This window comes from Pseudoxanthomonas sp. SORGH_AS_0997, from assembly GCF_031453535.1.
Classification (GTDB): Bacteria; Pseudomonadota; Gammaproteobacteria; order Xanthomonadales; family Xanthomonadaceae; genus Pseudoxanthomonas_A; species Pseudoxanthomonas_A winnipegensis.
Genome location: NZ_JAVIZI010000001.1, coordinates 1,188,199 through 1,200,431, shown reverse-complemented (window position 1 = coordinate 1,200,431; position 12,233 = coordinate 1,188,199). Strand labels below are relative to the sequence as shown.

Below are 12,233 nucleotides of genomic sequence, written 5' to 3'. Positions count from 1 at the left end.
TTCTCGATGCGGCAGCATCCAAGTGCGCCGCGCGATTGCTGTGGCGCGCTTGGGCGGCCACTCGCGTTGGTGTTGGGCGAACCGCTCTTACCGGACTGCTCGCGCGCTAAAGTCGGTCCTTGATGTTGCGATAGTCGCGCGGGGACATCCCGAGGGTGGCCTTGAACTGGCGTGCGAAGGCGCTCTGGTCGGCGAAGCCGCACTGCTGGCCGATGCTGGCGATGCTTTCATCGCCGTGCAAGAGCCGCATCGCCGCCTCGATGCGCAGCTTGGTCAGCAGCTGCTGCGGCGTGACCTGGAAGACGCGGCGGAAATGGCGCTCCAGCTGCGCGACCGACAGTTCGGCCAGATCGGCCAGCGACTGCACGCGGATCTGCTCGCCGAAGTTGCCCTGCATGTAGTCGAGCACCTTGCTCAGGCGCTCGAACGCCGAATGCCGGTTGTCGGGCTGGCCCAGGTCGCGCGAGATCCCGATCACGCCGACCACGTCCTCGCCCCGGCAAAGCGGACGCTTGAAGGTCAGGCACCAGCCGGGCATGCGGTTGGGATACAGGTGCATCTCGAGCTGGTTGTCGATCACCTCGCCGCACAGCACGCGGCGGTCCTGCACCATGTAGCTGCCGCCGAACGGCAGGGGGAACAACTCCAGCACCGTTCTGCCGATTACGTCGCTGCGCTGCTTTCGCCCCAGGCGCCGGACCAGGGTCAGATTGCAATGCGTGTAGCGCCCTTCCTGATCCTTGATGAAGAAGACCACCTCGGGCAACGCATCGAACAAGGCCTGCATTTCAAGGCCGGAGAGGCTGACGTCCATCGGATTGGCTGGCGGTTGGCGGGAGGGCGCTTGGTCTCGATGCTAGCGCAAAGCGGGCCCCGCGACGGGAACGCGATTGTGCGGATTTCCGCATTTTCCGCCGACATTCGGAACTAGTCGGGGCAGCGCGTCGAATGGGAGCATCCTCTGATGCACAAGATCGACGTGATCGACTCTCACACCGCTGGCGAACCGACCCGGGTCGTGGTCGCCGGTTTTCCCGAACTGGGCGAGGGCGACCTGGCGCAGTGCCGCGAACGCTTCGCCCGCGACTTCGACCGCTGGCGCAGCGCGATCGCCTGCGAACCGCGCGGCTCGGACACGATGGTCGGCGCGCTGCTGCTGCCGCCGCGTCGGGCCGATGCCTGCACCGGCGTGATCTTCTTCAACAACGTCGGCTACTTGGGCATGTGCGGGCACGGCACGATCGGCGTGGTGCGGACCCTGGCCGAGCTCGGCCGGATCGGTCCGGGCCAGCACCTGATCGAGACGCCGGTCGGCACGGTCGGCGCCTCGCTGGAGGCCGATGGCCGGATCGCGATCGACAACGTGGAGAGCTATCGCCACGCCGCCGCGGTGGCCGTGCAGGTCGCCGGCTACGGCGAGGTCACCGGCGACATCGCCTGGGGCGGCAACTGGTTCTTCATCACCGAACAATCGCCGTGCGCGATCGACCTGGATCACCAGCGTGCGCTGACCGCCTACACAGAGGCGATCCGGCAGGCGCTGGAGGCCGCCGGGATCACCGGGGCCGGCGGCGGGGAAATCGACCATATCGAGGTCAATGGCCCGGCGCCGGACGGCAGTGGCCAGGCCCGCAACTTCGTGCTGTGTCCGGGCCTGGCCTACGACCGTTCACCCTGCGGGACCGGCACCAGCGCCAAACTGGCCTGCCTGGCGGCCGATGGCAAGCTGGGCGAAGGCGAGCGCTGGATCCAGCAAGGCATCCTGGGCAGCGTGTTCGAAGGCAGCTACCGCCGCGGCACGCGCGGCATCCTGCCGCGCATCGCCGGCACCGCCCACATCACCGCCCGTGCGCAGCTGCTGATCGATCCGGCCGATCCTTTCGCCTGGGGCATCGGCGCGGAGCCCAAGGCGCCGTAATGCGCCGCTACGACCTCATCGTCGTGGGTGCGGGCATCGTCGGCGCCGCCTGCGCGGCCGAGGCGGCCGGCGAGGGCTTGAGCGTCGCCTTGGTCGAGCCCGGCCCGATCGGTGGCGGCGCCACGGCCGCGGCGATGGGGCATCTGGTGGCGATGGACGACGATCCGGCCGAGCTGGCGCTGTCGGCCTACTCGCTGCGCCTGTGGGAGCGTTACGCGCAGCTGGAGGAGGCCGAGTTCAGCCGGTGCGGCACGCTTTGGGTCGCGCGCAACCCGCGCGAACTGGCCACGGTGCCGGCCAAGATCGACCGCCTGACTCAGGCGGGCCTGCGCGCCGAGCAGCTCGACGCGACGCAGCTGTACCGGTTCGAACCCGCCCTGATCGAGGGCCTGGCCGGCGGCATGCGCGTGCCGGGCGAGGCGGTGGTGTATCCGCCGCGCATGGCGCGGCATCTGGTGGATCAGGCCGTCCAGGCCGGCGCGCGCCTGTGCGCGGGCCGGCGCGTGACTGCGCTGGTTCCCGGCGGCGTGCGCCTGGACGACGGCGAGGAGCTGAGCGGCACGGTGCTGGTGGCCACCGGCGTGGCGCTGCCGCAGCTGTTGCCCGAGCTGCCGATGCGACCGCGCAAGGGCCAGCTGGCCATCACCGATCGTTATCCCGGGCTGGTCCACCACCAGCTGCTGTCGCTGGACTACGCCGATTCGGCGCATGGCGACGCCGACACCAGTGTGGCCTTCAACGTCCAGCCACGGCCGACCGGCCAGCTGCTGATCGGTTCGTCGCGGCAGTTCAACGTCGCCGATCGCCAGGTCGATTGGCCGCTGCTGCGGAAGATGCTGCGCCAGGCCTCGGCGTTCCTGCCGGTGCTGCGCGAGCTGCAGGTGATCCGGGTCTGGACCGGCCTGCGGCCGGCCACGCCCGATGGACGTCCGTACCTGGGCCCGGTGCCCGGGCGGCGCGAGGTGTGGGTCGCGGCCGGGCACGAGGGCCTGGGCGTGACCACTGCGCTTGGCACCGCGCGCCTGGTCGTCGATGGTCTGCTCGGGCGCGCGCCGGAGATCGACCCGGCGCCGTACCTGCCCGATCGGGCGATCACGGGCAAAGCGGCATGAGCACCCGCCTGCGTCTGACCGTGGATGCGCGGCCCGTGGAGGTGCCGGTGGGCGCCACCGTGGCGGCCGCCGTGGCGATGGCCGGCGGGCCATTTCGCCGCTCTCGCAGCGCTGAGCCACGCGCGCCCCTGTGCGGCATGGGCGTGTGTTTCGAGTGCCGGGTACGCATCGATGGGCTCGCCCACGTGCGCGCCTGCATGACGCCGGCGCGCGAGGGCATGCAGGTGCGCACCGATGGCTGAGTCGGTGCGCGAGTACGACGTGCTGGTGGTCGGCGCCGGCCCGGCCGGACTGGCGGCGGCGCGGGCGGCCTGCGCGCGTGGCGGTCGGGTCGGCCTGGTTGATGCGCAACCCCGCGCCGGCGGTCAGGTCTGGCGCCACGACATCGGGCACGGGGTGTCGGCGCGCGCGCGGCGCGCGATCGCCGCCGCGGCAGGGCAGGGGATCGAGTTCCTCGCGCAGGCCGAGATCGCCCTGGCCCAGCCAGGGTGGCTGCTGGCCGAATGGCCGGCCGGCGCACTCAAGCTGCAGTATCGCAGCCTCGTGCTGGCCACCGGCGCGCGTGAACTGCTGCTGCCATTCCCCGGCTGGACCTTGCCCGGCGTGACCGGCGCGGGCGGCGCGCAGGCGCTGGCCAAGCAGGGATGGCCGCTGGCGGGCAAGCGCGTGCTGGTGGCCGGCAGCGGGCCGCTGCTCTTGGCCAGCGCGGCCACGCTGCGCCGCCACGGGGCGCAGGTGCTGGGCATCCACGAACTGGCCGGCTCGGCGGCGTTGGCGCGTTTCGCGCTGCGCTTGCCGCGCTGGCCGGGCAAGGCCGCCCAGGCGCTGGCGCTGCGGGCGCGGCTGGCCGGCGTGGGCTACCACCACGACAGCGTGGTCGTGGCCGCGCATGGCCAGACGCAGCTGCGCGAAGTCGAGATCGAGGGTCCGCGCGGCCGCCGCCGCATCGCCTGCGATCAGCTGGCGGTCGGCTATGGCTTGGTGCCCAACGTGGAACTCGCCCAGCTGCTGGGCTGTCGCCTGGACGACACCGGCACGCACCCGCGCGTCGCCGTGGATGCGCAGCTGCGCAGCAGCGTGGACCACGTGTTCGCCGCCGGCGAGGCCCTGGGGATCGGCGGTGTCGACTGCGCCCTGGTCGAAGGCGCCATCGCCGGGCACATGGCTGCCGGTGACCTCGCCGCCGCTGAGGCCTTGCTGCCGCGGCGCCGCCGGGCGCGCGCCTTCGCCAGCCTGCTGCAGCAGACCTTCGCGCTGGATGCCCGCGTCCACGGCCTGGCCAGGGACGACACCCTGGTGTGCCGGTGCGAGGACGTCCCGCTGGGCCAGCTGCGCGGCTTCAGCGACGCGCGCGAGGCCAAGCTCGCCTCGCGCTGCGGCATGGGCGCCTGCCAGGGCCGCATCTGCGGCGCCGCGCTGGCCGAACTGGGCCTGCTGGATCCCCGACTTTCCACCGATGGCGGCCGCCGGCCGCCGTTGTTTCCGGTCCGCTTCGCGACGCTGGCCGACTCCTTCACCGACGACTCGCAAGGGATATCCCCATGAGCAATGCCGCTTTCTGGAAGGGCGTCCTGCCCGCCATCACCACCCCGTTCAATGCCGATGGCAGCGTCGACCATGCCTTCCTGGCCAGGCACGCGCTGCAGCTGGTCGAGGCAGGCTGCACGGCGATCGTGCCGCTGGGCTCGCTGGGCGAGGCGGCCACGCTGTCCTTCGAGGAGAAGATCGCGATCATCCGCACCCTGGTGAAGGCCGTCAACGGCCGCGTGCCGGTGGTGCCGGGCATTGCCTCGCTGTCCACCGATGAGGCGGTCAAGCTGGCCCAGGCCGCCAAGGCGGCGGGCGCGGGTGGCCTGATGGTGCTGCCGGTGTACGTCTACACCTCCGACTGGCACGAGGCCGGTGCCTATGCGCGCGCGGTGCTCGGCGCCACCGACCTGCCGTGCATCCTCTACAACAATCCGGTCGCCTACCGTACCGACATCCTGCCGGCGCAGATCGCGCAGCTGGCCGGCGAGTTCCCCAACCTGCAGGCGGTCAAGGAGTCCTCGGGCGAGATCCGTCGCTTCGCAGCGATCAAGGAGCTGCTCGGCGATCGGCTGGTGCTGCTGGTGGGCATGGACGATGCCATCGTCGAAGGTCTGGCCATGGGCGCGCAGGGCTGGATCGCCGGCCTGGTCAATGCGTATCCGGTCGAGTCGGTGAAGCTGTTCGAACTGGCGCGCGACGGCGGCTATGCCGCGGCCGCCGAGCTGTACCACTGGTTCCTGCCGCTGCTGCGCCTGGACACGGTGCCCAAGTTCGTCCAGCTGATCAAGCTGGTGCAGGCCAAGGTCGGCATGGGCAGCGAAACCGTGCGCGCGCCGCGCCTGGTGATCGAGGGCGCCGAGCGCGAGGCCGTGCTGAAGGTGATCGACCACGCCATCGCCACCAAGCCGTCGCTGTGATCCAACGCGGCGTGTCTGTCGGAGCTACCAGCCCCGACAGACGCGCAGCGAGAACACCGGGGCGCCGCGCAGGGGATGCGGCGTGCCCGGCCTGCTGTGCTTCCGGCCGAAGGCGATGCATGCCCAGGCCGGGAGTCGTGAACACCAAGCCGTGAGAAAGATCCGATGAACGAGGCGATCCAACCCGTCCTGCTGGCCGGCCAGTGGCAGCCCAGCCTGGGCGCTGCCGGCCATTTCCGCGCGGCCGACCCGACCACGGGCGAGGCGGTCGGCCCGCTGTTTCCGGTCAGCGGCGCGGCGGACGTGGAGGCGGCGGTGGCCGCCGCCAGCGCCGTGGCCGCCGAGCTGGCCGCCACGCCGCCCGAGCGGATCGCGGCGTTTCTCGAGGCCTATGCCGACGCGCTGGACGCCGATGCCGACACCCTGGTCGCGCTGGCCGCGGCCGAGACGGGGTTGGCGGCGCCCACGCGCCTGCGTGGCAACGAGCTGCCACGCGCCAGCGGTCAGCTGCGCAAGGCCGCGCAGGCCGTGCGCGATTACAGCTGGACCCAGCCGACCCTGGATACGGCCGCCGGCCTGCGCGCGCACCTGGCGCCCTTGGGCAAGCCGGTGCTGGTCTTCGGCCCGAACAACTTCCCGTTTGCCTTCAATGCGATCGCGGGCAGCGACTTCGCCTCGGCGATCGCCGCGCGCAACCCGGTGATCGCCAAGGCGCATCCGCTGCATCCGGCCACCAGCCAGCGCATGGCGATGCTCGCGCACGTCGCGCTGGGCAAGGCCGGTGTGCCGGCCGCGGCGGTGCAGCTGCTCTATCACTTCGACAATGCGCTCGGGCTCAAGCTCGCCGGCGACGCGCGCCTGGGCGCGATCGGCTTCACCGGCAGCCGGGGTGGCGGGCTGGCGCTGAAAGCGGCGGCCGATGCGGCCGGCATTCCGTTCTATGCCGAGCTGTCCAGCGTCAACCCGGTCTTCCTGCTGCCCGGTGCGCTGGCCGAGCGGGGCGATGCGCTGGCGCAGGAGTTCTTTGCTTCCTGCACGCTGGGCAGCGGCCAGTTCTGCACCAATCCCGGCGTGGTGGTCGTGCCGCGGGCGGCGGCCGGCGATGCCTTCGTCGCGGCGGCCACCGCGCACTTCGCCAGCGCCGCGCCGATGGTGCTGTTCTCGCAGGGCGGCGTGGACCATCTCGCCGCCAGCGTGGCCACGCTGCGCCAGGCCGGCGCGGCGGTGCTGGCCGGCGGCGCGAGCGGGCAGGGCGGTGGCTTCCGCTTCGCGCCGACGCTGCTGAGCGTGGACGCGCGCGACTTCATCGATCAACAGGCGCTTCAGACCGAGGCCTTCGGGCCGGTCGGCCTGCTGGTGCGGGTCGGCGATGCGCAGGAGATGGTGACGGTGGCGCAGGCCTTCCAGGGCAATCTCACCGGCACGCTGTATCGGGCCAACGATGGTGGCGATGACGCGGCCTGGCAGGCGATCGCGCCGGTGCTGCGAGCGCGCGTCGGACGCCTCATCAACTCCAAGATGCCCACGGGCGTGGCGGTCAGCGCCGCGCAGAACCACGGCGGGCCGTTCCCCAGCACCGCGCATCCCGGCTTCACCGCGGTGGGCATGCCGGGCGCGATCCGCCGTTTCGCCGCGCTGCACAGCTACGACGCGGTGCCCGACGCGCTGCTGCCCGTCGAACTGCGCGACGCCAATCCCGCTGGCGTGCAGCGCCTCGTCGATGGCGTGTGGACCACGGCCAGCCTGGGCGGCGCGGCATGAGCGCGCAGATCGCTCATCTCACGCTGGAGCAGGCGCAGGCGCAGCTGGTGCCATGGCCCCACCGCGCACCGGCCATCGGCGAGGCGGAGTACCAGGCGCGCATCGCCAGCGCACGTACGCTGATGCGCGAGCAGGGCGTGGACGCGCTGCTGGTCAACGCCGGCGCCTCGCTGCGCTACTTCGCTGGGGTGCCCTGGGGCGCGAGCGAGCGTCTGGTCGCGCTGCTGATCACCGCCGAGGATGCGCCGGTGCTGGTGTGCCCGGCCTTCGAGGAGGGCTCGCTCGACGCGGTGCTCAAGGTCCCGGCCGACAAGCGCCTGTGGCAGGAGCACGAGGACCCTTACGCGCTGGTCGCCCGGGTGATGGCCGAACGCGGCGCGCACACGCTGGCGCTGGACCCGACGGCCGCCTTCTTCATCCACACGGGTCTGCGCGCCCATCTGGACGCGGCGCTCATCGGCGATGCGCACGCCATCATCGACGGCTGTCGCATGTGCAAGTCGCCGGCCGAGCTGGCCCTGATCCAGCAGGCCTGCGACATGACCCTGCTGGTCCACCGGCTGGCGGCCGGCATCGCGCGCGAGGGCATCGGCACCGACACCCTGGTGCGCTTCATCGATCAGGCGCATCGGGCCCTGGGCGCGGACAACGGCTCGACCTTCTGCATCGTGCAGTTCGGCCACGCCACCGCCTTCCCGCACGGCATCCCGGGCGTGCAGCACCTGCGCCAGGGCGAGCTGGTCCTGATCGACACCGGCTGCACGGTGCAGGGCTACCACTCCGATGTGACCCGCACCTGGATCTTCGGCGCACCCAGCGCCGAGCAGGCGCGGATCTGGGCGCTGGAACAGGCCGCGCAGGCCGCGGCCTTCGCCGCGGTCCGTCCTGGCGTCACCTGTGCGTCCATCGACGATGCCGCGCGCGCGGTGCTGGAAGCCGCAGGCCTGGGCCCCGATTACCGCTTGCCCGGCCTGCCGCATCGCACCGGCCACGGCTGCGGCCTGGCCATCCACGAGGCGCCGTATCTGGTGCGCGGCAACCAGACCGTGCTGCAGCAGGGCATGTGCTGCAGCAACGAGCCCATGATCGTGGTGCCGGGCAGCTTCGGCGTGCGGCTCGAGGATCATTTCTACGTCACCGAGGACGGCGCGCGCTGGTTCACGCCGCCATCGCCGGCGATCGACCGGCCGTTCGCATGAGCGGCCGTCGCCCGTTCGCCAGGTGCGGCGTCGGCGCCTGGCCTGGCATCGGGCTGGCCTCGACGTTCGTAAGCACCGCCACCGGAGTCTACGCATGAAGCTGTTTCGCTCCTTCGCCGCGAGCGTGCTGGCCACGGCACTGCTCACCGCCTGTCAGCCCGCATCGCCGCCACCGGCGGCCACGGCCAAGCCGGTCGTGGACAGCGCGCAGGCCGCCAAGGCCTTCGATGCGCTGCTGGACGAGCAGTGGCAATACCAGCTGGCGCACAGCCCGGAGTTCGCCAGCATCATCGGCGACCGGCGCTACAACGATCGCTGGACCGATTATTCGCTGGCGGCCGTGCAGGCCGATCGGGCGGCCACAGCCGCGCTGCTCGAACGGTTCGAGGCCATCGACGGCAAGGCCCTGGACGAACAGCGCCAGCTGAGCCTGCAGATGATGCTGCGCCAGCTGCGCGACAAGCTCACCGGGATCGACCTGAAGACCTACGAGATGCCGCTGGAGCCGGTCGGTGGCATCCAGCTGGCGCTGGCCGGGCAGGGCGATGCGTTCCCGTTCGAGAATGCCAAGGACTATCAGGACTACATCAAGCGCCTGCAGGCCATTCCCGCGCTGCTGGACCAGATCATCGAGGTATCGCGCCAGGGGGCGAAGGACAAACTGGTCCAGCCGCGTTACCTGCTCGAACGCCTGCCGGCTCAGATCACCAGGATCGCCGCGGCGGCCGGCGCCGAGAGCGCCTTCGCCTCGCCCCTGAAGAAGCTCGACGGGGCCGTGCCGGATCCGGCCCAGCGCGAGGCCATCCGCGCGCAGCTCATCGCCGCCGTCGATGGCTCGGTTCGCCCCGCCTACCGCAAGCTGGCCGCGTTCGTGAAGGACGAGTACGCCGCGCAGGGCCGCGAGCACGAGGGCATCTGGTCGCTGCCCGATAGCGACAAGCGCTATCTGTTCGCGATCCATACCCAGACCACCACGGACAAGTCGCCCGAGGAGATCCATCAGATCGGCCTGCGCGAGGTGGCGCGCATCGAAGGGCAGATGAGCGCGATCGCCAAGGCGCAGGGCTATCCGGACCTGGCCAGCTTCCGCAAGGCGGTGGCAACGGACAGGCGGCACTTCGCCAAGTCCGGCGAACAGATCCTGGCGCTGTACCGCGGTTACATCGCCGGCATGGAACCCGAGCTGCCCAAGCTGTTCGGCCACCTGCCCAGCACGCCGCTGGAGGTGCAGGGCATGCCGGCCTTCCGCCGCGAGGCCCCGGGCGCCGAATACTGGCAAAGCAACCCGGAGGGGACCCGGCCCGCGATCGTGATGGTCAATGCCAACGATGCCACCGAGCGCACCCTGGTCAACATCGAGACCACCGCCTATCACGAGGGCGTGCCGGGCCATCACCTGCAGATCTCGCTCGCCCAGACCCTGCCGCTGCCGCCGTTCCGCCAGCAGGCCGGATACAACGCCTTCATCGAGGGCTGGGCGCTGTACGCGGAGCGCCTGGCCGGCGAGGTGGGCTTCTACAAGGATCCCTACAGCGCCTATGGCCATCTGGCCGGCGAGCTGCTGCGCGCCAATCGCCTGGTGCTCGACACCGGCGTGCACTACAAGCGCTGGACGCGGCAGCAGATGGTGGATTTCTTCCACGCCCATCCTTCCGATGACGAACCCAGCATCCAGGCCGAGACCGATCGCTACATCGTCTGGCCCGGTCAGGCGCTGGGGTACAAGCTGGGTCAGCTGGACATCCTGGCGTTGCGGGCCAAGGCCCAGGCCGCGCTAGGCGCCCGGTTCGATATCCGCGCGTTCCACGATGCGGTGCTCGGCGGCGGCGCCATGCCGCTGGACCTGCTCGATGCGCGCATCGACGCCTGGATCGCCAAGACCCAGGCCGAAGCGGATCCCACCCCCACACCTCCCGCGAAGGAAACCTGATGGCCCTGCGCACGCCTCTGTCAGTCGCCTTGCTGCTGGTCCTTGGCCTTGGCGGCCTCATGGACCCGGCACAGGCGGCGCACGCGGCCACGCCGGCCAGCGTCGCGCCGCCCACCGACGCGGGCGCGCGGTTCAAGGCGCTCTACACCCGCGAATGGACCTGGCGTCAGGAGCAGACCGCCGGCGCCGATGACGAGAACGGCGACAGCCGCGCCGCCGACCACCTGCCCAAGGTCGACCTCGCCACCCAGGCCATGCGCACGGCCTATTGGCAGCAGGTGATGGGCGAGCTCGACGCGATCCCGCAGGCGCAGCTCTCGGCCGAGGACCAGGTCAACTACCAGGTCTACCGGCAGCAGATCGAGGTCTTCCTGGACCAGCAGCGCTTCCGCGCCTGGGAGATGCCGTTCAACAGCGACACCGCGTTCTGGACCAACCTGGGCTTCACCGCGCGCGGCACCTTCCATACGGCCGACGACTACCGCCGCTATCTCAAGCTGCTGGCGGACATCCCGCGCTATTTCGACGAGCAGACCGTCAACATGCGCGCCGGGCTGGCGCGTGGCTTCAGCCAGCCGCGCGTGACCCTGACCGGGCGGGACCAGTCGATCGCCGATGTGGTCGATGCCCAGGGCGAGTCCAACCTGTTCTACACGCCGTTCAAGCAGATGCCGGCCTCGATCCCCGCCGCGCAACAGGCGCAACTGCGCGCGCAGGCGCTCGCGGCGATCGACGGCAGCGTGATCCCGGCCTACGCCAAGCTACTGAGCTTCATACGCCAGGAGTATCTGCCCCACGCACGCAGCACACTGTCCGCCGAGGCGCTGCCGGACGGCAAGGCCTACTACCGCGCGCAGATCCGCGAGTTCGTCACCGAGGACATGGAGCCCGAGCAGATCCACCGGATCGGCCTGCGGGAAGTGGCGAAACTGCGCGAGCAGATGCAGCAGGTCATGGACGAGGTGGGCTTCAAGGGCGGCTTCGCCGACTTCCTGGCCTTCCTGCGCACCGACCCGCAGTTCTACGCCAAGACGCCGCAGGAGCTGTTGAACCACGCCGCCTGGATCGCCAAGACCATGGACGGCAACCTGGCCAGGTACTTCGGCCGCGTGCCGCGCCAGCGTTTCACCATCAAGCCGGTGCCCGACGACCTGGCGCCGTTCTACACCGGCGGGCGCGGCGGCATGGATACCTACTGGCTCAACACCTACAACCTGCCGTCGCGGCCGCTGTACGTGCTGCCCGCGCTGACCCTGCACGAGTCATCGCCGGGCCATTCGCTGCAGATGTCGCTGGCCGCCGAGGACACCGGCCTGCCGGACTACCGCCGCTACAACTACATCTCCGCCTACGGGGAAGGGTGGGCGCTGTACTGCGAGTACCTGGGGCAGGAGATGGGCATGTACACCACGCCCTATGAGCGCTTCGGCTACCTGACCTACCAGATGTGGCGGGCCGCGCGCCTGGTGATCGACACCGGCGTGCACCACGAAGGCTGGACCCGCGAGCAGGCGCAGGCGTACCTGCGCGACAACGCCGCGCTGAGCGAGCACGAGATCACCACCGAGGTCGATCGCTACATCGCCTGGCCGGGCCAGGCGCTGTCCTACTACCTGGGTCAGGTGGAGATCCTGAAGCTGCGCAGGAAGGCCGAGTCCGCGCTGGGCGAGAAGTTCGACATCCGCGCCTTCCACGATGCCGTACTGTCGCTGGGCTCGGTGCCGCTGCCCGTCCTGGATGCGCGCATCGATCGTTTCATCGCCGAAGGCGGCAAGTCGCCATGGGCGGAGCCTGCCGTGCACTGAGCCGTCGCGCCACGCCTCTGCCTGTCGCCGCGGCGCCTGGGCCGCGGCGGATAGGCGCCCA

Annotated in this window: 10 protein-coding genes; 9 read left to right on the top strand and 1 reads right to left on the bottom strand. The window is 70.8% G+C overall.

Annotated elements, in window-relative coordinates:
- Positions 1–106: 106 nt before the first annotated feature.
- Complete coding sequence (locus QE438_RS05400) at positions 107–814, bottom strand: AraC family transcriptional regulator (RefSeq protein WP_130522568.1); 708 nt, start codon at positions 812–814, stop codon at positions 107–109.
- A 150-nt stretch (positions 815–964) separates the two neighbouring features.
- Between QE438_RS05400 and QE438_RS05395 the strand changes: the two genes are divergently transcribed.
- The 9 genes from QE438_RS05395 (at position 965) to QE438_RS05355 (ending at position 12,172) form a co-directional block, all read left to right on the top strand.
- Positions 965–1,918, top strand: a complete 954-nt coding sequence (locus QE438_RS05395) for a proline racemase family protein (protein ID WP_307184001.1) — start codon at positions 965–967, stop codon at positions 1,916–1,918.
- Positions 1,918–3,030, top strand: coding sequence for an FAD-dependent oxidoreductase (locus QE438_RS05390; RefSeq protein WP_306991958.1), 1,113 nt, complete (start codon positions 1,918–1,920; stop codon positions 3,028–3,030). The genes QE438_RS05395 and QE438_RS05390 overlap by 1 nt, the downstream gene beginning before the upstream one ends.
- Positions 3,027–3,272, top strand: a complete 246-nt coding sequence (locus QE438_RS05385) for a 2Fe-2S iron-sulfur cluster-binding protein (RefSeq protein WP_306991960.1) — start codon at positions 3,027–3,029, stop codon at positions 3,270–3,272. The genes QE438_RS05390 and QE438_RS05385 overlap by 4 nt, the downstream gene beginning before the upstream one ends.
- On the top strand, positions 3,265–4,575 hold the full coding sequence (locus QE438_RS05380) for an FAD/NAD(P)-binding oxidoreductase (RefSeq protein ID WP_306991962.1): 1,311 nt from the start codon (positions 3,265–3,267) through the stop codon (positions 4,573–4,575). Before QE438_RS05385 ends, QE438_RS05380 begins: the two co-directional genes overlap by 8 nt.
- Complete coding sequence (locus QE438_RS05375; RefSeq protein WP_306991964.1) at positions 4,572–5,477, top strand: dihydrodipicolinate synthase family protein; 906 nt, start codon at positions 4,572–4,574, stop codon at positions 5,475–5,477. The genes QE438_RS05380 and QE438_RS05375 overlap by 4 nt, the downstream gene beginning before the upstream one ends.
- Positions 5,478–5,642: 165 nt before the next feature.
- The gene (locus QE438_RS05370; RefSeq protein ID WP_306991966.1) at positions 5,643–7,238 is read left to right on the top strand and encodes an aldehyde dehydrogenase family protein; all 1,596 of its coding nucleotides are present in this window, start codon (positions 5,643–5,645) and stop codon (positions 7,236–7,238) included.
- Positions 7,235–8,437 (top strand): Xaa-Pro peptidase family protein, encoded by a 1,203-nt coding sequence (locus QE438_RS05365; RefSeq protein ID WP_306991968.1) that lies wholly within the window; start codon positions 7,235–7,237, stop codon positions 8,435–8,437. The genes QE438_RS05370 and QE438_RS05365 overlap by 4 nt, the downstream gene beginning before the upstream one ends.
- Before the next feature lie 94 nt (positions 8,438–8,531).
- Positions 8,532–10,367 (top strand): DUF885 family protein, encoded by a 1,836-nt coding sequence (locus QE438_RS05360; RefSeq protein ID WP_306991970.1) that lies wholly within the window; start codon positions 8,532–8,534, stop codon positions 10,365–10,367.
- Entirely contained in the window at positions 10,367–12,172 is a 1,806-nt protein-coding gene (locus QE438_RS05355; RefSeq protein ID WP_307184002.1) for a DUF885 family protein, read from the top strand. The genes QE438_RS05360 and QE438_RS05355 overlap by 1 nt, the downstream gene beginning before the upstream one ends.
- Positions 12,173–12,233: the final 61 nt, after the last annotated feature.